This is a genomic window from Providencia sp. PROV236 (genome assembly GCF_033676985.1).
Taxonomy (GTDB): domain Bacteria; phylum Pseudomonadota; class Gammaproteobacteria; order Enterobacterales; family Enterobacteriaceae; genus Providencia; species Providencia manganoxydans.
On record NZ_CP096297.1, the window covers coordinates 1,127,735 to 1,151,406 of the forward strand.

Annotated in this window: 20 protein-coding genes; 12 read left to right on the forward strand and 8 right to left on the reverse strand. The window is 40.1% G+C overall.

Annotated features, from left to right (window positions below; all coding sequences use genetic code 11):
- Positions 1 to 130: 130 nt before the first annotated feature.
- Positions 131 to 760, reverse strand: coding sequence for a response regulator transcription factor (locus M1E96_RS04925; protein ID WP_272580255.1), 630 nt, complete (start codon positions 758 to 760; stop codon positions 131 to 133).
- 489 nt (positions 761 to 1,249) lie between these two features.
- On the opposite strand from M1E96_RS04925, the gene M1E96_RS04930 reads away from it, so the two are divergent.
- Complete coding sequence (locus tag M1E96_RS04930) at positions 1,250 to 2,245, forward strand: LacI family DNA-binding transcriptional regulator (RefSeq protein WP_272580254.1); 996 nt, start codon at positions 1,250 to 1,252, stop codon at positions 2,243 to 2,245.
- A 36-nt stretch (positions 2,246 to 2,281) separates the two neighbouring features.
- On the opposite strand, the gene M1E96_RS04935 is transcribed toward M1E96_RS04930, so the two are convergent.
- The gene (locus M1E96_RS04935) at positions 2,282 to 3,736 is read right to left on the reverse strand and encodes a glycoside hydrolase family 32 protein (protein WP_272580253.1); all 1,455 of its coding nucleotides are present in this window, start codon (positions 3,734 to 3,736) and stop codon (positions 2,282 to 2,284) included.
- A gap of 207 nt (positions 3,737 to 3,943) precedes the next feature.
- Between M1E96_RS04935 and M1E96_RS04940 the strand changes: the two genes are divergently transcribed.
- The 3 genes from M1E96_RS04940 to purT all read left to right on the forward strand — a co-directional run bounded on the left by M1E96_RS04940 (position 3,944) and on the right by purT (position 7,320).
- Positions 3,944 to 4,888: an aminoimidazole riboside kinase gene (locus M1E96_RS04940; RefSeq protein ID WP_272580252.1), complete on the forward strand. Its 945-nt coding sequence runs from the start codon at positions 3,944 to 3,946 to the stop codon at positions 4,886 to 4,888.
- Between the two features lie 218 nt (positions 4,889 to 5,106).
- Entirely contained in the window at positions 5,107 to 6,033 is a 927-nt protein-coding gene (rarD, locus tag M1E96_RS04945; RefSeq protein WP_272580251.1) for an EamA family transporter RarD, read from the forward strand.
- A gap of 108 nt (positions 6,034 to 6,141) precedes the next feature.
- Positions 6,142 to 7,320, forward strand: a complete 1,179-nt coding sequence (gene purT / locus M1E96_RS04950; RefSeq protein WP_272580250.1) for a formate-dependent phosphoribosylglycinamide formyltransferase — start codon at positions 6,142 to 6,144, stop codon at positions 7,318 to 7,320.
- A gap of 116 nt (positions 7,321 to 7,436) precedes the next feature.
- Here purT and M1E96_RS04955 read toward each other — a convergent pair whose 3' ends face one another.
- Entirely contained in the window at positions 7,437 to 9,044 is a 1,608-nt protein-coding gene (locus M1E96_RS04955; RefSeq protein ID WP_272580249.1) for a GMC family oxidoreductase N-terminal domain-containing protein, read from the reverse strand.
- Between the two features lie 314 nt (positions 9,045 to 9,358).
- On the opposite strand from M1E96_RS04955, the gene M1E96_RS04960 reads away from it, so the two are divergent.
- The 4 genes from M1E96_RS04960 (at position 9,359) to yjiA (ending at position 13,618) form a co-directional block, all read left to right on the forward strand.
- Positions 9,359 to 9,850, forward strand: a complete 492-nt coding sequence (locus M1E96_RS04960) for a WG repeat-containing protein (protein ID WP_272580248.1) — start codon at positions 9,359 to 9,361, stop codon at positions 9,848 to 9,850.
- A gap of 352 nt (positions 9,851 to 10,202) precedes the next feature.
- Positions 10,203 to 12,353, forward strand: coding sequence for a carbon starvation CstA family protein (locus M1E96_RS04965; protein WP_140181495.1), 2,151 nt, complete (start codon positions 10,203 to 10,205; stop codon positions 12,351 to 12,353).
- Positions 12,354 to 12,430: 77 nt separating this feature from the next.
- A complete protein-coding gene (locus M1E96_RS04970; protein ID WP_036955629.1) occupies positions 12,431 to 12,634 on the forward strand; it encodes a YbdD/YjiX family protein in 204 nt (67 codons plus the stop codon).
- A 21-nt stretch (positions 12,635 to 12,655) separates the two neighbouring features.
- Positions 12,656 to 13,618: a GTPase gene (gene yjiA, locus M1E96_RS04975; protein ID WP_369427403.1), complete on the forward strand. Its 963-nt coding sequence runs from the start codon at positions 12,656 to 12,658 to the stop codon at positions 13,616 to 13,618.
- 91 nt (positions 13,619 to 13,709) lie between these two features.
- Here yjiA and M1E96_RS04980 read toward each other — a convergent pair whose 3' ends face one another.
- Positions 13,710 to 15,023, reverse strand: coding sequence for a serine dehydratase subunit alpha family protein (locus M1E96_RS04980; protein WP_140181497.1), 1,314 nt, complete (start codon positions 15,021 to 15,023; stop codon positions 13,710 to 13,712).
- A gap of 205 nt (positions 15,024 to 15,228) precedes the next feature.
- A complete protein-coding gene (locus M1E96_RS04985; RefSeq protein WP_070927756.1) occupies positions 15,229 to 16,575 on the reverse strand; it encodes an MATE family efflux transporter in 1,347 nt (448 codons plus the stop codon).
- Positions 16,576 to 16,801: 226 nt separating this feature from the next.
- Between M1E96_RS04985 and M1E96_RS04990 the strand changes: the two genes are divergently transcribed.
- A complete protein-coding gene (locus tag M1E96_RS04990; protein ID WP_140185824.1) occupies positions 16,802 to 17,698 on the forward strand; it encodes a diaminopimelate dehydrogenase in 897 nt (298 codons plus the stop codon).
- A gap of 153 nt (positions 17,699 to 17,851) precedes the next feature.
- The gene (locus M1E96_RS04995; protein WP_070927753.1) at positions 17,852 to 18,583 is read left to right on the forward strand and encodes a hypothetical protein; all 732 of its coding nucleotides are present in this window, start codon (positions 17,852 to 17,854) and stop codon (positions 18,581 to 18,583) included.
- Between the two features lie 50 nt (positions 18,584 to 18,633).
- Here the strand turns inward: M1E96_RS04995 and M1E96_RS05000 are convergent, their stop codons facing one another.
- A complete protein-coding gene (locus M1E96_RS05000; protein WP_070927751.1) occupies positions 18,634 to 19,461 on the reverse strand; it encodes a phosphoenolpyruvate hydrolase family protein in 828 nt (275 codons plus the stop codon).
- Positions 19,462 to 19,596: 135 nt separating this feature from the next.
- Positions 19,597 to 20,817, reverse strand: coding sequence for a Tm-1-like ATP-binding domain-containing protein (locus M1E96_RS05005; RefSeq protein ID WP_272580245.1), 1,221 nt, complete (start codon positions 20,815 to 20,817; stop codon positions 19,597 to 19,599).
- A gap of 423 nt (positions 20,818 to 21,240) precedes the next feature.
- On the opposite strand from M1E96_RS05005, the gene M1E96_RS05010 reads away from it, so the two are divergent.
- Positions 21,241 to 21,867, forward strand: a complete 627-nt coding sequence (locus M1E96_RS05010) for a TetR/AcrR family transcriptional regulator (protein ID WP_272580244.1) — start codon at positions 21,241 to 21,243, stop codon at positions 21,865 to 21,867.
- Positions 21,868 to 22,032: 165 nt separating this feature from the next.
- On the opposite strand, the gene M1E96_RS05015 is transcribed toward M1E96_RS05010, so the two are convergent.
- Entirely contained in the window at positions 22,033 to 22,452 is a 420-nt protein-coding gene (locus tag M1E96_RS05015) for a GNAT family N-acetyltransferase (RefSeq protein ID WP_272580243.1), read from the reverse strand.
- 151 nt (positions 22,453 to 22,603) lie between these two features.
- On the opposite strand from M1E96_RS05015, the gene M1E96_RS05020 reads away from it, so the two are divergent.
- Positions 22,604 to 23,659: an AbrB family transcriptional regulator gene (locus M1E96_RS05020; protein ID WP_272580242.1), complete on the forward strand. Its 1,056-nt coding sequence runs from the start codon at positions 22,604 to 22,606 to the stop codon at positions 23,657 to 23,659.
- The last annotated feature ends 13 nt before the right edge of the window (positions 23,660 to 23,672 follow it).

A 23,672-nucleotide genomic window follows, 5' to 3' on the forward strand; every position in this document is an offset into this window, starting at 1 on the left:
ATTACAGTTATTAAAACTGTAAAAATCTTAATATTCGAAATAAAACTACATCAAATAGTTAAATTTTTTGATGTATTAAAGCTAAAAAACTAAATTAATATATTTTTCAGTAGATTTACTTATTATTGGTTCATGAATATCTAGAGTAAGTGTTTATGTATTCATATTCTTGAATTAATTGTGGTAAAGATTTTATCCCAAGTTTGGTATAAATATTTGACCTGTGAACTTCAACGGTTCTTGGTGATAGAGCAAGTTTCTCAGCAGTTTCTTTACTGGTATTTCCTTCTAAAATCATATCCATAATCTCTTTTTCACGATTAGAGAGTCTGTCAAATTTATCGGTTAACTCAGTGAATTTTTTAAGTTCTTCATATTCACTCATGAATTGCTCCATAGCATTACTTACTGAGTGTGCAATATCTGAATCTTTAAATGGAAATGAGAAAAAGTCGAAGGCACCAGATTTAAAACTTTCGCGACAGAGCTCTAAAGAGGGCTTTTCGGAGAAAACTATAAAGGGAATAATACCGAAGTAAGTATTGATATTGCTCAACCTACCAATATGATTACTTTCACTATTTAAGAATATTAATACGCACTCTTTTGCTCCTTCTTCATCAGGGTACGTATAATTACTTGTAAATAAATCTTCATCATTATAGAACTTAAAATTGAACCCAAAAGATTCCATCATTGGTTTCAGCTTATTCTTAATGACATTATCGCTTTCTATGATTACGTGAATGGTGTTATTCATCACCATACTCCTGTTACACTGATTTGATATTCATATAAATTCAAAAAAATACGTTTAACCGATAGCGAAGTAAGCCTATGGTAATATTTTCTCGCTAATTTTTTAGTTTTATTATTAATGTATTTATGAACCTTTACTGACCTTAATTTATATTATATTTCACAGCTAGATAAATTTAATATAAAAGTAGAATTAATGGTTAATATTTGTGTCAGTAAGTAAGAAATAATAAATACCTAGCGGGATATGTAAGTGTTTTTACTTATCCTTAGGTTTGGCTACTTTAATATTTTAGATATGTTATAAAATTTTTTTACACATTGGAATGATAATATCTCAAAATAGTAGTCATAAAAAGCACTAGCGCTAGATTTTGTGTAGTTTCATTTGTAATGATTACGTGATTGCTGAATAAGATGGTAGATGATTTTTATCTCTATCATGTTAGAATTTTCATTTACTATTACATAGCTGAGTGAAAATACTTAAATGGCTTCTTTAAAAGATGTAGCTCGACTTGCTAATGTTTCATTGATGACAGTCTCAAGAGCTATCAATAACCCTGAGCTTCTGAAACCTGAGACCCTTAAGCAGGTACAGGAAGCCATTCGAAACCTTAATTATGTCCCTGACTTTTCAGCTCGAAAAATTCGAGGCAAAGGATCAAAAGTATCAACAGTAGGCGTTTTAGCTCTCGATACTGCGACTACACCCTATTCTGTTGAGATTATTCTGTCAATAGAACAGACGGCAAGGCAATTTGGATGGAGTAGCTTTGTGGTCAACATCACATCAAATGAAGACAATGAGCGAGCAGTAAGGCAATTATTATCTCAGCGGCCTGATGGTATTATTTATACTACGATGGGGTTAAGGGAAGTTTCTATTCCTGAGGGGCTACATAAAAACCATTTAGTACTAGCTAACTGTATTGATGTACAAAAGCGGTTACCGGCGTATATACCTGATGATTACAACGGGCAATATAATGCTATGCGCAAATTAATCGAAAAAGGTTACCGGAAACCATTATGTTTATATATACCAAAAGAAACGTTAGCCGGAAATATACGTAGAAAAGCAGTTGAGTCAGCTTGGTGTGATGCTGGGTTCGCCACTGAGGTATTACAACAGTATCATTTAGCGATGGGCGATGAGCATTATCTCGATGTGGTTGGATTGATTAATAATCATTGTAAAAATGGCCAACCTGATTTTGATGTTGTGGTGTGTGGTAATGACCGTATTGCTTTTTTAGCTTATCAAGTGTTATTGGGCAAAGGGATCCACATTCCAAAAGATGTGGCAGTATTGGGATATGACAATATGATTGGCGTTGGTGAGTTATTTTATCCACCACTAACAACGGTTGTGTTACCTCATTATCAATTAGGGGAACAAGCTGCATTACATATCATTGAGCAACGGAAAAATAATGGTACTCAATATGTTGCATGTGATTTATTAGAAAGGTCATCAATTTAAGGGAACGCTTATTAGCAAACGTCCCCCTTAAAAATATTATTCAACAGCTTTGTTGAGTCGCCATAAAGTCGCTTTGAGTAATTTTGCCGATTGGTTAATCGCAAATAATGTTAAAGCACGTTGGTTTTTTTGTGGATATATACGGCTAGTAAAACAAATTTCCCCCTCATTGATAAATACTTCAAGACTTGATTTGTCAATGAATGCATGGATTTTTAGCTGGCGAGTTTGCGGTAAAGCCGCACTGCGATAATCACTGATTGTATGCTCAGGGTAGTGGCGAGCTAAAACAAGTTGCTGTGATTGGCCATCAATAAAAAATTGAGCACCATTACCAACCCAAAACCCAAATTTCTCCGCGGGGCTATTTTCTAAATCCCAAATTAACTCAACTTCACAAGCTGTCGCATCTTCAAGTAGCATAATTTGGGTGTTTTTTTCAAATATACAAGGTTCAATCTCTATGGCCGATTGGCGAAGAGTGGCGAGTTCTTTAATTGGATTAACGTAGACTTTGCCTTGATCGCTTAATGTGAGTTCTCTCGGAAGAGTCAAACAACCGGACCAACCATGAGGTTTTGATGGCATATGGCTTTCCCACATATCCATCCATGCAATGGCAATACGTCGTCCATCTTTAGATAAAAAAGTTTGTGGCGCATAAAAATCATGTCCATAGTCGATTTCACTAAATTGATTTGTCACTTCGTAACATTGGTTAGGTGACCAGTTACCAACCAGATAACCATTTTGGAAACGATTGCGATATTGATGGTTTTGTGGTTTTTTCCCTTGTGGGGAAAATAGTGTGACAAATTGCTCTCCAAGTGGGAAAAAATCGGGACATTCCCACATATAGACATTTTTATCGTCTGTTTTGGCAAGTATTTGGTAATCTTCAGACCAATTAAATAGATCATAACTATGAAAAAGTAGGACCTGCCCTAGGTCAGAACTATCTCTTGCTCCAACAACCATCCACCAACGCGAATCTTGATACCATACCTTTGGGTCACGAAAATGCATATAGCCTTCAGGTGAGGGGAGCACGACACCTTTTTTTTCAAAATGGATGCCATCATCGCTAACTGCTAAGCACTGTGCCTGATAAATTTGGCTATCATCACCGACGTCTGATAGCCAAATGTGTCCTGTATAAAATAAATACAACTTTCCATCATGGCTGACGGCAGATCCTGAAAAGCACCCATCGCGATCGTACTGCTCACCCGGTGCGAGTGCTATTGGTTGGTGTTGCCAATGAACCATGTCTTTGCTCGTAGCATGTCCCCAGTGCATTGGTCCCCAGTCTGCACTGTAGGGGTGATGTTGATAGAATGCATGATACAGACCATTATGATAAATAAGTCCATTTGGATCATTTAGCCAACCTGCGTAGGTCGCAAGGTGATATTCAGGATAAAACTGCTTATCAAGGGATAATCGAGCAGTTTCAAGTGCTATCGTTGCTTGTTCAATACGCTGTTTCATCAATATTCCTTTTATTTTCAAAATCAATTTTTGGCAAAGCTCACTTCTTTGTATATCCCTAAATATAACGAAGGGGGGATATAACACGTGCGTTGATATTGCTTTTTATTTATACTGCTAGTTATTGATGTTAACGTTAACAAGTTTGTATTTCTAGTGATAATTATCGTAAATGATCGCTAAGTTAGATCTTAGAAAGGAGAAATCATGAAAGTTTGGTCTTTAGGTGATGCGGTTGTTGATTTGATCCCTTTACAGAATATGCAATATGAGGCCTGTGCGGGGGGGGCTCCAGTAAATGTCGCGGCTGGGATCGCTAAATTAGGGCAACCTAGTGGTTTTATTGGTCGAGTAGGGGAAGATGCATTTGGTCATTTTATGCAAAAAACCTTATTTGATTTGGGCGTTGATACCTCATCAATGGAGTTTGATGAATTACATCGTACTAGCACGGTACTGGTCTCCTTACAGGAAAATGGTGAGCGTGAATTCTCTTTTTTAGTTTCACCTTCCGCAGACCAGTTTCTCAGTAATAAAAATTTACCTATTTTTGACAAAGGTATCTTACATTTTTGTTCACTAGCACTGGTTCATCCAGTTTGTCGAGGTTCATTGCTCGAAGCTATGGATAAGATGAAACAGTCAGAGGGACTATTGAGCTTTGATGTCAATATCCGGCCACAAATGTGGGCTGATCCTATTGAAATGCAAACTACCGTTGAACGGTTTGCTCATCAGGCGGATATCTTAAAATTGTCGGAAGAAGAGCTGTTATGGTTAACTGAAGAAGTCTCTTTTGATATGGCGCTTGAAAAGTTAACGGGTTATCCCGCAAGCTTAAAAATTATTACTCAGGGGGCAAAAGGTTGTGTCGTTTTAACACCTAAGCGGCAGATTGCGATCAGTGCGTATCGCGTTGAAAGTATTGATACGACAGGTGCTGGAGACGCATTTATGGCAGGTTTACTCGCGGCGATATCTCAATTTGGCGTTAATGACAGTGATGAGTATTTTTTAACAATCATCACACAAGCCGCAGCCTGTGGTGCATTAGCAACCACTCGTAAGGGGGCGATCAGTGCAGCCCCTTCTCAAGATGAGTTAGCGGAGTTTATTCGTCAGCAACCACCATTACATATTCGTGAACTTTAAAATTTGATAACAATCATTCATTTAGATAAATAAAGGAGTATCATATATATTCTAAATAATTCGAGGTGCAGCTAGATGATAAGTGTCTGTGTGGTTAGTTGTCATACATAAGTATGTGGAGAGTCGTGAATAGACCTAGTCACTCAGACTTTAGTCAAAGTGCTGCAACTTGAAGTATAACAAGCGCCTAATATTGATGAATAAGCTCTGGATTATATATGTTACTCAGATCAGGGATAGCATTGGCTATCTTTTCTTATATTCTTTGGGGGATCACACCACTTTTTTATCGCTTGTTACCGGGCGCTGAGCCTTTAGAGTTGCTGGCTCAGCGGGTGATTTGGTCGATCCCTTTTTTGTTGTTAATCCGCTTTATTATTAAAAATAAAACACTATGGAAGCAGGTTTGGGCTGATAAGCGCTCAATTATTCTGTGTTTGTTTAGTTCATCAATTATGGCGATTTCATGGGGAGCCTTTACCTACGCATTAACCCATGGTCAGGTTTTAGCCGCCAGCCTTGGCTATTTTATTAATCCGCTCTTTTCGATTTTATTAGGTGTGGTGTTTTTGCATGAAAGATTGGTCGTGGCTGAAAAAATGGCGGTATTACTGATTTTTTCAGGAGTGAGTTTTCAAATTTGGCAATATGGTGAGCTGCCTGTGCTTGCTTTGATTATGGGAAGTGCATTTGCGGTTTATGGCCTGATCCGTAAATTTATCCGTTTTGATGTGATTACTTCTTTGTTTGTTGAAGCGGTTTGGTTATTACCAATTGCTTTTGTGATTATTGGGTGGTTATCCGCAAATGACTTGAGTGCGGTCTTTGCCGGTGATTGGTCTATTAAAATGCTCTATATGTTAGCCGCGCCTGTGACCATTATTCCATTGCTGTTTTTTACGGCAGCAATCAAACGTACTACATTGACTGTCATCGGTTTGGCACAATATATCGAGCCAACTATTCAATTTTTATTAGCTGTATTTTTATTCAATGAATTATTTGATTGGATTAAAGGTGTTAGCTTCTCATTGATTTGGCTAGGGTTATTATGCTGTGTGATTGCTTTACTGCATAAACGTTATACACAGTATCATAAGCGCGTTGCTTATGTGACAGGGCGTGATAAAACGCCTCAATTATAATAAATAATGAATGTTGTCGATCTGTAGTGGTTTAGGCAATCGTTTGCGTATATACTTTATAGGAATCGGTTTGTTAAATTGGCGTTTTTACATACAAGGTTATCTAACATGAATCAATTAGGTACAGCGCTTTGCCCTTCAGCAACAAAAGTTATGTTACTTGGCTCAGGGGAGCTAGGAAAAGAAGTGGCGATCGAGTGCCAGCGTTTAGGGATTGAAGTCATTGCCGTTGATCGTTATGACAATGCGCCTGCGATGCATGTAGCCCACCGTAGCTATACGATTAATATGTTAGATGGTAATGCGCTTCGCCAACTGGTCGATAAAGAAAAGCCTGATTTTATTGTGCCTGAAATTGAAGCTATTGCGACCAAAACATTAGTGGAGTTAGAGCAGCTAGGTCAAAAAGTGGTCCCTTCTGCAAACGCGGTTTATTTAACTATGAATCGTGAAGGCATCCGTAGGCTTGCAGCGGAAGAGTTAAAATTGCCAACTTCAGAGTATCGGTTTGTTGAAACTCAAACGGATTTTATCGCAGCGGCTCATGAAATTGGGTTCCCATGTATTGTTAAACCCGTTATGAGTTCGTCAGGTAAAGGGCAGAGTGTTATTCGTCATGAAGATGAACTTGGAGCTGCTTGGCATTATTCACAAGAGGGTGGGCGCACGGGCCAAGGCCGTGTCATTGTAGAGAAAATGGTGCATTTTGATTTTGAAATCACTCTGTTAACCATCAGTGCAGTAGATGGCATTCACTTTTGCGCACCAGTCGGTCATCGGCAAGAAAAAGGGGATTATCGTGAATCATGGCAGCCCCAACAGATGAGTGAAACGGCCTTAAAAAATGCACAAGATGCCGCCGCTAAAATTGTTACCGCATTAGGCGGTCATGGCTTATTTGGCGTTGAGCTGTTTGTATGTGGTGATGATGTCATTTTTAATGAAGTTTCCCCTCGCCCTCATGACACTGGAATGGTGACATTAATCTCACAAAATTTATCTGAATTTGCCTTGCATGTACGTGCATTCCTAGGTTTTCCTATCGGCTGTATTCGTCAATATGGACCAAGTGCATCGGCCGTTATTTTGCCTGAATTACACAGTAAAAATGTCATTTTTGATGATATTGCTGAAGCGTTGGGTTCCGATGTTCAATTACGTTTGTTTGGTAAACCTGAAATAGCAGGAACACGTCGTTTAGGCGTAGCCCTAGCAATTGGCGAGTCGATTGATGATGCGTTAACTGTGGCAAAAAAAGCGGCTGCAACTGTTAAGGTTAAGGGCTAATACAGATATTTAAAAATTTATGTAGCTAATAATGAATTGGTAGACTAGAGCAACAAATCATTAATGACGATTTTACTAAAAATAGCCCGCTTAGTTCAGTCGGGCTATTATTAGGATCAATGATTATCCTCTATAATCATTGCAGCTCCGCGTTCTGCAATCATAATCGTTGGCGCATTGGTATTACCGCTTGGGATTTCAGGCATAACTGAGCAATCGATAACCCGTAATTTATCAATTCCATGAACACGTAAGCGTAAATCAGTGACGGATGTCTCTGTATCTTGCCCCATTCGACAACTGCCCACGGGATGGTAAACGGTTTTACAGAAATTACGTACAAACTCTTCCAATGCCACCTCATCATGGCGAACTTCTGCTGGTGGCATAAGCAACTGTTGGCTGACGGCTTGCAGTGCTTCAGAGTCAAGGACTTGTAAGCCAAATTTCACTGCACGTTTACAACCTTCTAGATCTTCTTGTCTTGCTAAGTAGTTGGCGTGAATTTTTAGGGGGACTTGTGGATCTTTACTGCGCAGTAGTAATTCACCGCGAGATTTGGGTTGTAAGTAGCCAACTTTTAACGTGTAGCCGTGTGCTGCTGGAAGCGGTTCTCCGGGAACATCGTCCCAACTGTCTAATATCGGTAAAAAGTGGATCTGTACATCTGGTCGTCCTTGACCACAACTATCAATGAATGCGGCGCCTTCAAGTACGTTTGAAGCGAGTAGCCCACTGCGAAAAGCTAACCACTGAAAACCATGCTTTAGTGCATTTACCCCTTGGTCGGCTCCAAATAGGCTAATTGGTTCTTTAGTTGTCACGTTAATTGACATATGAAGGTGGTCATGAAAGTTTTTGCCAACAGGGAGATCGGCAATCGTCTCGATATCTAATGACGATAAATGTTGTTTAGGGCCAATACCCGACAACATGAGTAGTTTTGCTGAACCCATCGCTCCAGCACAAATAATGACTTCTTGGTTTGCGAAAGCTTCTATTTCGTGGCCATTGTTGCCTTGATAAGCAACACCAACAGCAATGCCATCTTTAATGATGATACGATTAACTTGTTTGTTTAGTTTTAATGTCAGCTTATCACTTTGTGCAACACTTTTTAGATAGGTTTTGGATGTACTGGCTCTTTCGCCATTTTGTGTTGTGGTTTGATAAAAGCCGACACCTTGTTGGCTTTCACCGTTTAAATCATTAACATAAGGTAATCCCTGCTCTTGGGCCGCACGTATGAAAGCCATTGACAGTGGATGGCGATAACGGTTTTCACTGACAGGTAGCATGCCATCTGTGCCATGGTATTCATTGGAAAGGCTTTCATTTTTCTCTGCTTTTTTAAACCACGGCAAAACATCTTGATAGCCCCAACCATCACAACCATAGACTTGCGCCCAATTATCGTAATCTTGTTGTTGGCCTCGAATATAAATCATACCGTTAACAGAGCTACTGCCCCCGAGTACTTTACCTTGAGCTATTTGCATTTTTCGGTTGTTGGCATGTGGCTCTGGTTCCGTTTCATAAGGCCAACTTTTTTGTGCAATAATTTTTGCAACACCTGCTGGCATCTTGATATATAAATGATTATCACTACCACCAGCTTCAAGGAGTAGGACTCGTGATTGTGTTTCTTTGATCAACCTTGCGGCGATCACACAACCTGCGGATCCTGCTCCAACAATAATATAGTCATAGTTTTCCATACGCATTTTTCCCCCAGCAAAATCATTAATTCAACAATTATTTTTCATGTTATTAACAATAACGTTTTGTTTTATTAATGTATGAATAATGTGATGATTATGTGAGTGAGTTCAAAATGATTTAGTCAGGTATATGTTTGTTGAGCTATATACTGTGTTGTTTTCATTTTGGTTTATTTGAGGTTTTTTTTTCTTATTGGTTATTAATAAGTGAATAACTGTTTATTTTATAATTTGTTTTTTCATTTTTTTCCGAGTTTTTTTACTAAGAAATCCGCTATATTGCTTACATACTGAAAAATCAATATAGGTGTTAAAGCATGATGTTTAATACGGTCACTCAACGTCTATTTCTACTGGTATCTGTGATGCCCTCTATGCTGTTAGCGAATTCATTACATGAACAATATGTTCAACTTTTGGATGATCCCGAACAACAGCTCAGTTGTTTCGAACCAGACTCATACTATCAGTATTGTTTAAAAAATATTCCTCATCAGGGGCTATTTGTTATTGATAAGCAAGGAAACAAAGTCTATCAGCCTTATTACTTTGATAACTGGCCTGATGAAGCTAAAGATGGGGTTTATCGCATTCGCCAGGGTAATAAAATCGGTTTTGCTGATGAGAAAACAGGAAATATTGTTATCGAAGCTAAATATGATTGTGCTTATCCATTTGAAAATGGTAAAGCCAATGTTGGTACGGGGTGTCAGCTTGAAACAGATGGAGAGCATAGCTGGTGGGTTGGTGGTGATTGGGTATCGATCGATACTCATGGTCATGTAATAACATCGAGTGAGAAACCATAATATTTAATTTAATTAACAATTAACCTTATTATTATCATTTTATTTAATATGATTAACTTATTGATAATGCATGATTATTGTTAAGTTAATCACACTTCTCCTGTTCTTCTTCCTCTGATAAAACCATTCACAGTGAAAAACTGACCGCTTAATTTCATATGTAACCGCTCGCCCTCTCTTTAGACATTCACAAATGGATATTTCGTAACATAGACACCATGGCAGAGCTCAAATATTAAATAGTCGTTCTGTGATGAGAAAGAGACTCGCTTAGCATTAAATAACTAATAAAATCAATTTGTTATTTAATCTAAAACATAAAAAAGTTCGTTTTACCTCAGAAGGGTGTTCTATGAACAAAAATGGTATTTTAAAGCACATTCCGTGGATGATACTGGGTATCATTGGTGCGGTTTGTCTAGGTGTGGTTGCACTTAGACGTGGGGAACATATTAGTGCGCTATGGATTGTTGTTGCATCTGTGGCGGTCTATCTTATTGCTTATCGTTATTATAGTTTGTACATCGCTAAAAAAGTGATGAAGCTTGATGAAACACGCGCAACACCTGCGGTGATTAATAATGATGGCTTAAACTATGTACCAACAAATAAAAACGTTCTGTTCGGTCACCATTTTGCGGCTATCGCTGGTGCGGGACCACTTGTGGGCCCCGTTTTGGCGGCTCAAGTCGGCTACTTACCGGGTACGTTATGGCTATTAGCCGGTGTGGTGCTGGCAGGTGCAGTGCAAGACTTTATGGTGTTGTTTATCTCTTCACGCCGTAACGGTGCATCATTAGGTGAAATTGTTAAGGAAGAGCTAGGGCCGATCCCCGGAACTATTGCCCTTTTTGGCTGTTTCCTCATTATGATCATCATATTAGCCGTGCTGGCACTTATCGTAGTAAAAGCATTGGCAGAAAGTCCATGGGGCGTGTTTACCGTGTGTTCTACTGTGCCGATTGCGCTATTTATGGGGATATACATGCGCTATCTACGGCCGGGGCGAGTCGGTGAAGTTTCAGTTATTGGTATTGTACTGCTGATCTTATCTATCTGGTTCGGTGGTGTGATTGCTCATGACCCATACTGGGGACCAGCGCTAACCTTCAAAGATACTACCATCACTTATGTTTTAGTGGGTTACGCCTTTATTTCTGCATTATTACCTGTTTGGTTGATTTTGGCGCCTCGTGACTATCTGGCAACGTTCCTGAAAATTGGGGTGATTGTTGGGTTGGCTGTAGGTATTGTGATTTTAAACCCAGAGCTGAAAATGCCTGCGGTAACTCAGTTTGTTGATGGTACAGGCCCAGTTTGGAAAGGTACCTTGTTCCCATTCTTATTTATTACTATCGCTTGTGGTGCGGTATCTGGATTCCATGCTTTGATTGCATCGGGAACGACACCTAAGTTACTAGCTAATGAAAAAGATGCGCGTTATATCGGTTATGGCGCGATGTTAATGGAATCATTTGTTGCGATCATGGCATTAGTTGCAGCCTCAATTATTGAGCCGGGCCTCTATTTTGCGATGAATACTCCTCCTGCTGCTTTGGGCATTACTATGCCAAATCTGCATGAGTTGGGTGGCCCTGATGGCGCAGCAATCTTGGCACAACTGAAAGATGTTTCTGTCCATGCCGCTGCAACAGTCAGCTCGTGGGGCTTTGTGATTTCCCCTGAGCAAATTATGCAAACAGCAAAAGATATTGGGGAACCTTCTGTTCTGAACCGTGCGGGTGGAGCTCCAACTCTAGCTGTAGGTATCGCTTATGTTTTCCATGAAATTATACCTGCGGCAAATATGGGCTTCTGGTATCACTTCGGTATCCTCTTTGAAGCATTATTTATCTTAACTGCCTTGGATGCGGGAACGCGCTCAGGCCGCTTTATGTTACAAGACTTGTTAGGTAATTTTGTGCCAGTTCTGAAAAAAACAGATTCATTATTGGCGGGTATCATAGGTACAGCAGGCTGTGTAGGCTTGTGGGGTTATCTGTTATACCAAGGCGTTGTTGACCCACTTGGTGGTGTGAAGAGCCTGTGGCCTTTATTTGGTATTTCAAACCAAATGTTAGCGGCTGTTGCATTGGTTCTGAGTACCGTGGTGTTAATTAAAATGAAGCGCAGTAAGTATATTTATGTGACTGTGTTGCCAGCGGTTTGGTTATTGATTTGTACCACTTGGGCACTAGGTCTGAAATTGTTCAGTGATAACCCTCAACTTGAAGGTTTCCTATATCTGGCAAAATCTTACAAAGAGAAAATCGCAGCAGGTGGTGCTGATCTAACAGCACAACAAATCACAGACATGAATCACATAATTATCAATAACTATACTAATGCGGGTCTGAGTATTCTGTTCTTAGTTGTTGTCTACGGTATTATTTTCTATGGTATTAGAACGGCAATGAAGGCATATAAAAACCCGAATCGTACTGATGCAGAAACACCGTATGTACCAGTTCCTAAAGAGGGTGTGAAAACATCGTCACATTAATCTTTAGTCGATATTGATAATAGGGTGCCCTGCATTGCTATCAACGCGATGCAGGGCATTTGTCTTGGAGTGATATGATGTTTGGAAATTTAGGCAAGACAGGTAAATACCTTGGGCAAGCGGCTCGTATGTTGGTCGGGATCCCAGACTATGATACCTATGTACAACATATGAAAGATAACCATCCAGATAAACCTGTGATGACGTATAAAGAATTTTTTCGTGAGCGCCAAGATGCACGTTATGGTGGAAGTGGTAAAGGCGGATTTCGCTGTTGTTAACAAATAATGTAAGAGGACGATATGAAACCGATCTCAGTAACGATCTTAACGGGATTTCTCGGTGCGGGGAAAACCACTTTATTGCGTCATATCTTGCAGGCGGATCACGGCCATAAAATCGCGGTGATTGAAAATGAATTTGGCGAAGTGCCGATTGATAATGCATTAATTGGTGATCGTGCAACGCAAATTACCACTCTCAGTAACGGTTGTATTTGTTGCAGTCGTTCAAATGAGTTGGAAAATGCGTTGTTAGATTTACTTGATGGTTTAGATAGCGGCAATATCAATTTTGACCGCTTGGTGATTGAATGCACAGGAATGGCTGATCCAGGGCCGATCACTCAAACTTTTTTCTCACACGAAGTCCTTTGCGAACGCTTTTTATTAGATGGCATTATCACCTTAGTAGACGCAGTACATGCTGATAAGCAATTGAATGATTTTGCAATTGCACAAGCTCAAGTTGGCTATGCAGATCGTATTTTACTTACCAAAACAGATATTCAGCCTGATCATGAAGCGTTGACAGAGCGTCTACAGCGTATTAATGCACGAGCGCCTATCTATCCAGTGATCCATGGCGATATTAATCTTGATTTATTATTTAATGTGCAAGGCTTCTTACTCGATTCTCAACTAAAAGTCTCACTGCCAACGTTCCGTTTTACCCCAAAACAGTCTAATGAAGTCGGTTCAATTGTTGTTGAATTTGATTACCCTGTAGAGTTAATGGCGGTTTCACAAGTCATGGAAGAATTACTCTTAGGCTTCGCTGATAACCTATTGCGTTATAAAGGTATTTTATCGATTAAAGATGAACCTAAGCGGCTATTGTTCCAAGGCGTACAACGGCTTTATAGTGCTGACTGGGATCGTGATTGGCAACAAAATGAGCCTAGACGTAGCGTGTTAGTGTTCATTGGGGTTAATTTGCCAGAACAGCAAATTCGTGAAACATTTGCACAATTACAAATAAATTAACACTTTTAGGCAATATTTTGCTGTCGCCAAATCAGATAAAAAACAGGCAATTGAGGTAGAACAATTGCCTGTAGTGGGGGGAGTTAATCAGTTATCGTGCTTTCGCTGCCATTATTTCAATAATTTGTACGTCGGTATGGCGCATTGACCCTGTTGCTAAAGAACATAAATTGCTGATCGATTGGTCAACATCATCAGACACAATTCCATCAGAACCTCTTACACAGCTATTATCGAGTGCCATTAATACGGCTTTATAAGCGGCGCTAGCGCTGGTTGATACTTTCATGGCACAGCTATTGGATGCCCCATCACAGATCATGCCACTCACATCGCCAATCATACTACTGATCGCCATGGCAACCACTTCATAACGGGACTCAAGCAACCATGCAATACCTGCGGCAGCCCCCATCGCTGCGGTGGTAGCCGCACACAGTGCAGAAAGAGCGGGTAATTGATTATGAATATAGATAGCCATTAAATGAGATAACATTAAGGCTCTTGCAAGCTGCTCCTCTGTAGATTGCAAATAGTCTGCGGTGACGACTACTGGCATGGTTGCTGCGATCCCTTGGTTACCCGATCCTGAATTACTCATTGCCGGTAGGATTGCTCCTCCCATACGCGCATCGGATGCCGCGGAGGTGCGGATCATTATCTCTGATAATAAGTCTTTTGATAATAAACCGCGATCACGTTGTGTTTGCAGTGTTTTGCCGATGTGTAACCCGTACACATTGCGTAAGCCTTCTTGTGATAAGGCATCATTTAACTGTGCTGCTTCTAAGATAAAACGAATATCTTCAAAGGGGGCTTGTGTTGCGAATTGATAAACCGCCTTCGCCGTAATTGGTGGAAGTGTCACATCAGCGGCGCAGTCAACAGGGAAGTCTTCTGAATGCTCTTTTTGAGTAAGATCAAAAATCACCTTGTCATTTTTAATCACTTTTACCACATGGGTATGAGAGCCTGCAATAATGACGGTTGCAGAACCTTGTGTTGTAAACACTGTTGCTTCTGAATACACCACATCATCACAAGGCTGTTTAATATCAACAGTAATTAAGCCTTGAGCAAGCATGGTTTTGCTAAGCTCTATTGCCGATGCGGACGCTGATTTTAACACCTCAAGTCCTGCTTTATCATCGCCACCTATGGCGCCAAGTGCTGCTGCAATAGGTAGTCCTACCATACCGGTTCCCGGAACGGTAACCCCCATACCATTTTTCATTAGGTTAGGTGAAACAAATGCGGTTACTCGGGTCACTTCACCACCCACACACGCAGCGGCTTTCGCTGCGGCTAGCGCAAGAGAAATTGGTTCAGTACAGCCCAATGCAGGCTTTACTTCTTGTTTTACTGCATTAATAAAGTATTGCCACAGGGGAAATTGAGCTTGCATAGTGAGTACCCTTAAAAACAGCGATTTAATAGGGGTATTTTAAATAAAAATCAGGAGAAAATTTTCATTATGTTAGAGTGGAAAGAATGATTTTAGAGAATATTTTGCTGCAATATTATTATATTGAAGAAATTTTTTTTGAGTTTGATGTTTATCACAAAAAACCTACCTAATACAATTAGGTAGGTTTTCATTATGGGACAGATTAATTTTCCAAATCCAAACGCTTAGTTTGCCATTTACGAGAGCGCCAACGCCATGCATTGGTTAAGCCACGTAGCCACTCATCAGCGAAGAAACCGAGCCAGATCCCAAGTAGACCCATTTCCATTTTGATACCAAGGAAATAACCTAATGGGATAGCCACACCCCACATAAAGATGATTGCAGTACACAGCGGGAAACGAGCGTCTCCAGAGGCTCTAAGTGCGTTAACCATCACGATGTTGATCGTTCTACCGGGTTCTAAAAAGACAGATAATAAGAACAAAGGGAGTAGTAGATTGACAATATTTTGATCTTCGGTCAGATTCTCAAGGATTGGCCCACGGAATAACCAAAAGAAAAACACAACCCCAATGGTGACATAAAAGCCCATTTTTAAGCTTTTTACGCCACGATGATAGGCATCGTTAAAGCGTTTGGCTCCAACAAGATGACCCACCATAATCTCATTACCAATACTAATGGAAATCCCAAATAGCATAATAAACAGAGATAGCTGGAAATAGAGTGTTTGTGCTGCAAGGGAGTTTTCACCCATTAAGCCGATAAATGCGGAGGCGGTCATAAAGTGCAGGATCCACACAAGGTTTTCTCCTGCAGATGGCAAGCCGATATGCAAAATTTTGCCCAGCATATTGCGTGACCAGTGTATTAGCAGCTTTGGCGTAAACTTAATTCTTAACCCATAGAATAACAGGCAAAATAGTAGAATAGCGGCGACAATACGACCCACTACGGTTGACCATGCAACTCCTTCGAGTCCGTATTGTGGTAGGCCAAAGAAGCCATACAATACAATGATATTACCTAATACAGTGATTACGTTGGCAATTAATGTTACCCACATTGCAGGTTGTGCTTTCCCATAGACACGTAAGCAAGCTGCAAGAATGATGGAAATGGCTTCAGGGATCAAACAGATGCCAAGAATATGTAAATAGGCGTAACCATCATCCATTAAATGCGAAGGCATATTCATGACGCTGAGAATTTTATAGCCAAAGAATAAGATAATCAGCGCACTGGAAAGCCCCAAAATAAAGTTAAATGCAATAGAAATATGGATAGCTTGATTGGCTTTTTCTCGTCGTCCTGCGCCGAGATATTGAGCAATAACAACACTACATCCCACACTAATAAAGCTAAATATGGTAATAAAAAGATCAAATACCTGATTCCCAACCCCCATTGCTGCGAGGTAGGCAGTTGAAACGTGGCTAACCATGTAGGTATTGATAAGTAATGTGGCCAAATGAAGAAAAATATCAATAAATATTGGCCAACTGAGAGAAAAGAGTGATCTCTCAGTGACATCAGATTGATGCATTGAGAACCTTCAAAATAATATTAGTAATGTTATCTGGATAAAATTATATAAGTCAGAAAAGCCGGCTGATTCTACCCGCATTTTATCTTAGATAACAGAGTCTAATGATCCTTATTTGCTGGAAGGTTAATCTTTTGTTTAATTTTGATGATTCTGCTAAGTTAAGGCGATTGGTAACGATTGATATCAATACAAAAAACAACATCAGAACGGTAAAGGAGTGACAATGACAAAAATTAAAGCTGCGATAGTGGGGTATGGTAATATCGGCCGTTACGCACTCGAAGCCGTGCTAGCTGCGGAAGATTTTGAGCTGGTTGGCGTAGTTCGTCGTAATATTCAAGATATCCCAACTGAATTAGCAGCGTATACAGTCGTTGATGATATTGAAAAACTCGGTAAAGTTGATGTGGCACTACTGTGCTCTCCGACACGTGCCATTGGTGATTTAGCTGAAAAGATCCTCAGCCTTGGGATCAACACGGTGGATAGCTTTGATGTGCATTCAGATATTGTGGCACTAAAAAAGCGTCTCGATAACGTCGCCAAACAACATAATCGTGTAGCAGTTGTTTCCGCAGGTTGGGATCCAGGCTCTGATTCAATTTTACGTACATTAATGTTAGCTATGGCTCCTAAAGGCGTCACATTCACCAACTTTGGTCCTGGAATGAGTATGGGTCACAGTGTAGCGGCTAAAGCAATTGCAGGTGTCAAAGACGCATTATCAGTAACCATCCCTCTAGGTACGGGCGTTCATCGCCGTATGGTTTACATAGAGTTAGAGGCGGGTGCGAATTTTAATGATGTTGCAAAAGCGATCAAAGCAGACAGCTATTTCGCCTCTGATGAAACACATATTCGCCAAGTTGATAGTGTGGATGAATTAAAAGATGTTGGTCATGGCGTCCATATGACTCATAAAGGGGTGTCTGGAGCTACGCATAATCAACTATTTGAATATTCGATGCGTATAAATAACCCTGCGCTGACGTCACAATTTATGGTTTCCGCGGCGAGAGCATCGATGAAACAGACGTCAGGTGCTTATACTGTCATTGAAATTCCACCGGTTAATTTCTTACAAGGTGATCTTGATAATTTGATTGCTAAGTTAGTCTAATACTGGATGGCATGATTGCCATAAATATACTCATTATACTTCAAGTTGCAGCGTCGTTCGTTAAGCTATAGTGACTACGCTCACTCGAATTATCTAGAGTATGCATTCATGCCGCTTACGCTTTTAATTGCAGTATTTCATTGAGTGTATAACATGGCTAAAAGCCCAAACAAAAAAGATAATGCAGATACCAAACCCTTTTTCTCTGCCAGCAACAAACCAGCTAAAAACATAGTAGAAAGCAAACATGCTTTTAGTGTGCTGCGTATGTTGTCAAAAATGATCGGCGTTGGGTTCTCGTTATTTTACGTAGGCTTTATTCTTTCTGTTTGGTTTTTTCCTGAATATTATGATGTCGCACTAATTTATAATTTAACGTTAATTCTAATTTTTGAGTTTATTTTAGTGCACTCAGGCGTTTTCATGTCGATCACGCGTAATATCAAAGTACTCATCTTTTTTGCATTGCTATATGGGCTATTTGCTTTTGCCATTAATTTTGCCGTATTAGGGGATTCACCACTGATCCTTTATTTATACAGTTTTACCGTATTAAATCGCATGATCTATGGGCTAAGCAGCCGAACCGATAAAGAGCGCCAAGAGAACATGGGGTATTCGGCATTGATGGCAATGAACTTTATGTTTTGCATCTGTTTAGTGTTAATGATGTCTTGGTTAGTACCGTATGGCGGTTTGACCCCTGAGTACCTAAACGCCATTGATTACTATAATTTAATCCCTTCAGGTGGCGAGTTCCCAGAAAAACCGCATATCGCTTTTGCTTTTGGTGTATTGTATTTTGGTTTACCCGTCGTATTGCCATTATTGTTTAAAGTATTAAGCAAAAAAACAGCGCGGTGGAAATGGCAGCAGCAAAAATAAAGCACCTATAATTAGGTGCTTTGAGTAAATGCCCTGGTGTAGGCTAAATATTAACGCTTAATTGATTTGAATTTTTCTGTTGTTGCGGTTAGTGCGACTTCTGTTGGCAAACGTTCCATTGAGCTTGCACCATAAAAACCATGGCACTCAGGGCAATTTGCTAAAATATATTCTGCATCTTCTGGCGTGGCGATTGGACCACCATGACATAACACAATAACATCATCACGTACGGCTTTTGCTGCTTTTGCCCAATCATTAATCAATGGGACACAGTCTTTGAGTGTTAACGCGGTTTCTGCACCAATATTACCACCGGTGGTTAGCCCCATATGTGGAACAATAATGTCAGCACCTGCTTCGGTCATCGCGATAGCATCTTCACGGCTAAATACGTATGGTGTAGTGAGTAAGCCTTTTTCATGCGCCAAGCGGATCATATCAACTTCTAACCCATAACCCATTCCTGTTTCTTCAAGGTTAGCACGAAAATTACCGTCGATCAGACCTACGGTCGGGAAGTTCTGTACTCCAGCAAATCCAGTAGCTTTGAGCTCATCAAGGAAGCGATCGAATTGGCAGAAAGGATCCGTGCCATTCACACCAGCAAGTACAGGCGTGTGTTTAACGACAGGAAGAACTTCTTTTGCCATATCCATCACGATTTCGTTGGCATTACCATAAGCCAGCAGACCAGCCAGTGAACCACGCCCAGCCATGCGATAGCGGCCAGAGTTATAAATAACAATGAGGTCGATGCCACCCGCTTCTTCACATTTTGCTGATAAGCCAGTACCCGCACCGCCGCCGATAATGGGCTCGCCTCTAGCGATCATCTCTTTGAATTTATTCAGTAAGCTTTCGCGATTATGTTTCATTGGTGAACCTCTACTCGTTGTTCAAAATTTCCTGGTGTATTACTCGTCATACTTCAAGTTGCAGCGTTGTTGACTACGCTCATTCGCGCCAGTCACATACTTATGTATGCTCCTAGCGACTCACTCACTTGTCGCCTAGCTGCACTCGAATTCAGAGTGTAAATCAATCACTTGTTCGCAAAACTCCATTGAGTTAATGTGGTAAGGACTCAAAATAAGTTTGCGTTTTTCTGTTGTTATAATATTTTCAGTTAATGCATCGATAAATGCTTGATCCGCTTCAGGATCCCAAAATTGCCCACCTTCGATGTCTAAAGCAGAGAAACCTGCTGTAGGCACAATAAAACGGACTTCACCTTCGCAGCGGTTAAGTTTGTCTGCTATCCATCGGCCCATGATTTGATTTTCTTCTTTGGTGGTTCGCATTAAGGTGACTTGGGCATTGTGGTGATAAAATAATCGGTCACGATATTGCTCTGGGACGGTTGAAGGTCGGCCAAAGTTCACCATATCGAGTGCGCCACAAGAAAGCACACACGGGGTCTCAGTCCGTGCAATGGCACCAAAGCGATCTTCATCGCAGGCTAAAACACCATTAAAGAGATAGTCACAAACTTCTGTGGTGGTGATATCGAGTACCGAGTGTAGCAGGCGACTATCAATCAATTTTTCCATTGCTTTACCACCACTACCTGTAGCGTGAAACACTAAGCAATCGTATTGCGATTCAAGTCGCTCAGTGAGTTGCTGAACACAAGGTGTTGTCACACCAAACATGGTCAGGGCAATGGCTGGTTTCAATATTTCATCTGTATCGTCTTCACGATGAAAATAGACTGCACCTGCGATTTGGTTAGCGGCATTTTTAAGGACTTTACGAGAAATAATATTTAATCCAGAAACATCCGTGACGGAGTACATCATGGAAATATCACTTGCTCCGATATAGCCTGAGATATCACCTGAGGCCATCGTTGAAACCATGAGTTTAGGGATACCAACGGGAAGCGCTTGCATTGCAGGAGTGATCAATGCAGTACCACCAGAACCACCTAAACCTAATATCGCAGCAACATCAGTTTGAGCCGCAAGGTAAAGACTAAAAGCTTGTGACATCGCTTCTATCGCTTTTCCTCTATCACCACAGAATACGGCCTTAGCACCATCAGGGTAATATTCGGCAATCGTTTGGGCACTAATATCAGCATTTCTGTTAAGTTGTTTTGGCTGAGTGGTTAGGTCGACGGTACGAACGGACAAACCTGTTGCTTTAATTAAATCGCAGACATAGAACAATTCGTCACTTTTGGTATCTAACGTTGATGCTATGTAGATGTATCCTTGATGCTGTTTCATCGAAAAATCCTTATATACTCGTCATACTTCCAGTTGCAGTGCTTTTGGGTAAGCGATGGTGACTTTCAGCAATTCATTCACTTACCGCCTAGCTGCACCTCGAATCATTTAGAATATAGGTTAGGTAGATGTTTAATTTATCATCCGAATGAGACTATAGTATCATTTGTGTTAAATGTAAAATGAGATTGCAGTCTCATTTTTTGGTTTTATTAACATAAATTTATTGTGATAATAATAATTTATTGATAAATAATAGTATTTTAATTTTATGCCGTTTTTACTTTTTAAGTAAATGTCATGTTTTTGCAATCTCAATGATAAGTTCTCAAGATAACTCAATAAGCAGTAGCCGCCATTACGGCAAAATGACATGATGAGTTAATCGTTGTTGTCGCAAAACGTTTTCAGGAGGAGGGAACGATGTCATCAATAAATATTAGTAATGAATATAAAGGGACAAGGAAACGTACTTATATATTATTAGTTAATACGGCATTAGAACTGTTTGAAAAAGGAGGTATGCCATCTGTTTCTGAATTGGCTATTGAGGCTGGGGTATCAAGGGCGACCGCTTATCGTTATTTTCCAACTCAAAGCGATCTGATCGCTGCAACAGTTAATGCGAGCCTTGGTCCTATTTTAACATGGCGTCCACAAAGTGAAAAAACAGAGGAACGCATTAAAGAATTGTTATCCTTTGCTTTGCCTAGAATGTTTGAACATGAAGGGGCATTAAGAGCCGCATTACAGGTTTCATTGCAGCAGTGGGCAGAGGGACGCTCATTGAATTTAGATCCAAAAGAAAAACGCCTTGAAAGAGGGAACCGTAAAGATATTTTAGCTATGGTCACCGCACCCATGAAAGGTGAATTCCCCGCAGAACTGATTGATAAAGTGATTAAAGCTTTTTCAGTGATTTATGGTTCTGAAATCTTTTTAGTCTTAAAAGATATTTGGAAGCAAAATGATAGTGAAGTGATTGAATTAACACAATGGATTGCAAAAGCGATTATTAACCAAGCTATTGCAGATAAAAATACGTTGTAACGATACTCGTCATACTTCAAGTTGCAGCGCTTTTCGTTAAGGTATGGTGACTACGCTCATTCGCGTCAGTCACATACTTATGTATGCTCCTAGCGACTCATTCACTTGTCGCCTAGCTGCACCTCGAATTATCAACAAAGAACTGTAGGGGGCTATCGTTCTTTGTTAAGAACATGATAATTTTTTCATAAAATAATATTTTTCATGTTGAACGGGGTATTCAATCAGCGTTGAAATGATTTGGTAGCCTTGTTTTTCATAAAATGGCTTAGCTTGGAAACTGAAAGTATCGACTTCAGCGTATTTTGCCCCCAACTGTTTAGCTTTATCTTCCATTGCTTGAATCAATTGTGTTCCGATACCTTGTTTGCGGAGCGATTCATCAAGCCAAAGGTATTTTATCCTAAGCCAATTACCGAGTTTAGAACCGGTAATTCCGCCTAATATTTTGCCCTCTCGCTCATAAAAAACAGCAAGGGGACTATGAATATCTTCATTGAAAAATTGTAAATTATAGGTAAGCAATGACTGATAAATCTGCTCAATTTCGGCTTCGGAAGGGGAAGTGGTAATACGCAGTGTCATCGGCTTTCCTTATTAATATGATGGTCAGTAATAAAGCACTTATAGATTATTTATATATCAATAATGTAATGAATCCAATCAAGTTAAACGATACTATTATACTCTAAATAAATCGAAGCACTGAATGCTCTTGCAGTAATAAGGTTGTGTGATGATAAGATTATTGAAGATGGGACTGGGGATTGTTATTTGTGCCTTAATTGGTGGGACAATGACACACCTAGGCGTACCTCTTGCCCTGATGTTTGGCCCTATCATCGCTGTTATTGTGTTTAACCGTTTTAAGATCCAATTTGCAGTTCCTAAATATACCTTAACATTTGTACAAATATCACTCGGTACCTCTGTTGGCTTGATGTTTAATCAAGTCTCTCTTGGGCAAGCTGAAAACCTATTTTTGTTATTAATCATGCTAGTGGTTTGCCTCGCAGTACAGTTTTCATTTAGCTACTTCTGGTTTCATCGTAAAGTGGGCTGGACAAAGCAAGAGGCTATGTTAGGTTCTGTTCCTGGCGCAATGGCTGCGATATTAGCACTGACTGATCATACCCATACTCCACCACAAAAAATTGTTATTTCACATACTATCCGTTTGATTATTCTAATTTTATTAGCGGGTGTTGTCGTTGGTAGTGATGGAGACCCACAGCCTCTTTTGGTACTTCCTTCTTTAACATGGCAATCATCATTTTGGCTATTGGTAATTGTATTAACGGGGCTAGGCTTAGGGTTGGTTTTACAAAGAATGCATGTCCCCGCCCCCTTTATGTTGACTTCTTTGGGAGCAGCAACCTTAATTCAGAGTTGGCTTGATATACAACTCAATTTCCCTGTTTTGATCACTGAACTTAGCATGGTGCTGATTGGGATGAATATTGGTAACCATTTTATTGTGTTTCCACTTTCATCGCTGATCAAAAATATTTATTCGTCAGCGCAAGTCGTCATTATAAATATCTTTTTAACCTTATTGATCACGGTATTTGCATCTTGGATAACAGGATATCCTATCCCTGTCTTGTTGCTAGCATGGGCGCCAGGCAGCATGGAAGCGATGACATTTGCGGCTATTACCATGAATCTCGACGCAGGGTTCGTGATGTCGAATCACATTATTAGAATGGTGATCATTCAAAGTATCCCATCTATTGCTATGTTTTGGCAGGAGCGCAGAGCGAAGAAGAGGAATAGTAGCTCCCCTGATTAAGGGGGAGTATAGA

Excerpts from the sequence above, each read along its gene's own strand:
- M1E96_RS04925 (WP_272580255.1), bottom strand. The coding sequence starts at position 760 with ATGAATAACACCATTCACGTAATCATAGAAAGCGATAATGTCATTAAG.
- M1E96_RS04930 (WP_272580254.1), top strand. The coding sequence starts at position 1,250 with ATGGCTTCTTTAAAAGATGTAGCTCGACTTGCTAATGTTTCATTGATG.
- M1E96_RS04935 (WP_272580253.1), bottom strand. The coding sequence starts at position 3,736 with ATGAAACAGCGTATTGAACAAGCAACGATAGCACTTGAAACTGCTCGA.
- M1E96_RS04940 (WP_272580252.1), top strand. The coding sequence starts at position 3,944 with ATGAAAGTTTGGTCTTTAGGTGATGCGGTTGTTGATTTGATCCCTTTA.
- rarD (WP_272580251.1), top strand. The coding sequence starts at position 5,107 with ATGTTACTCAGATCAGGGATAGCATTGGCTATCTTTTCTTATATTCTT.
- purT (WP_272580250.1), top strand. The coding sequence starts at position 6,142 with ATGAATCAATTAGGTACAGCGCTTTGCCCTTCAGCAACAAAAGTTATG.
- M1E96_RS04955 (WP_272580249.1), bottom strand. The coding sequence starts at position 9,044 with ATGCGTATGGAAAACTATGACTATATTATTGTTGGAGCAGGATCCGCA.
- M1E96_RS04960 (WP_272580248.1), top strand. The coding sequence starts at position 9,359 with ATGATGTTTAATACGGTCACTCAACGTCTATTTCTACTGGTATCTGTG.
- M1E96_RS04965 (WP_140181495.1), top strand. The coding sequence starts at position 10,203 with ATGAACAAAAATGGTATTTTAAAGCACATTCCGTGGATGATACTGGGT.
- M1E96_RS04970 (WP_036955629.1), top strand. The coding sequence starts at position 12,431 with ATGTTTGGAAATTTAGGCAAGACAGGTAAATACCTTGGGCAAGCGGCT.
- yjiA (WP_369427403.1), top strand. The coding sequence starts at position 12,656 with ATGAAACCGATCTCAGTAACGATCTTAACGGGATTTCTCGGTGCGGGG.
- M1E96_RS04980 (WP_140181497.1), bottom strand. The coding sequence starts at position 15,023 with ATGCAAGCTCAATTTCCCCTGTGGCAATACTTTATTAATGCAGTAAAA.
- M1E96_RS04985 (WP_070927756.1), bottom strand. The coding sequence starts at position 16,575 with ATGCATCAATCTGATGTCACTGAGAGATCACTCTTTTCTCTCAGTTGG.
- M1E96_RS04990 (WP_140185824.1), top strand. The coding sequence starts at position 16,802 with ATGACAAAAATTAAAGCTGCGATAGTGGGGTATGGTAATATCGGCCGT.
- M1E96_RS04995 (WP_070927753.1), top strand. The coding sequence starts at position 17,852 with ATGGCTAAAAGCCCAAACAAAAAAGATAATGCAGATACCAAACCCTTT.
- M1E96_RS05000 (WP_070927751.1), bottom strand. The coding sequence starts at position 19,461 with ATGAAACATAATCGCGAAAGCTTACTGAATAAATTCAAAGAGATGATC.
- M1E96_RS05005 (WP_272580245.1), bottom strand. The coding sequence starts at position 20,817 with ATGAAACAGCATCAAGGATACATCTACATAGCATCAACGTTAGATACC.
- M1E96_RS05010 (WP_272580244.1), top strand. The coding sequence starts at position 21,241 with ATGTCATCAATAAATATTAGTAATGAATATAAAGGGACAAGGAAACGT.
- M1E96_RS05015 (WP_272580243.1), bottom strand. The coding sequence starts at position 22,452 with ATGACACTGCGTATTACCACTTCCCCTTCCGAAGCCGAAATTGAGCAG.
- M1E96_RS05020 (WP_272580242.1), top strand. The coding sequence starts at position 22,604 with ATGATAAGATTATTGAAGATGGGACTGGGGATTGTTATTTGTGCCTTA.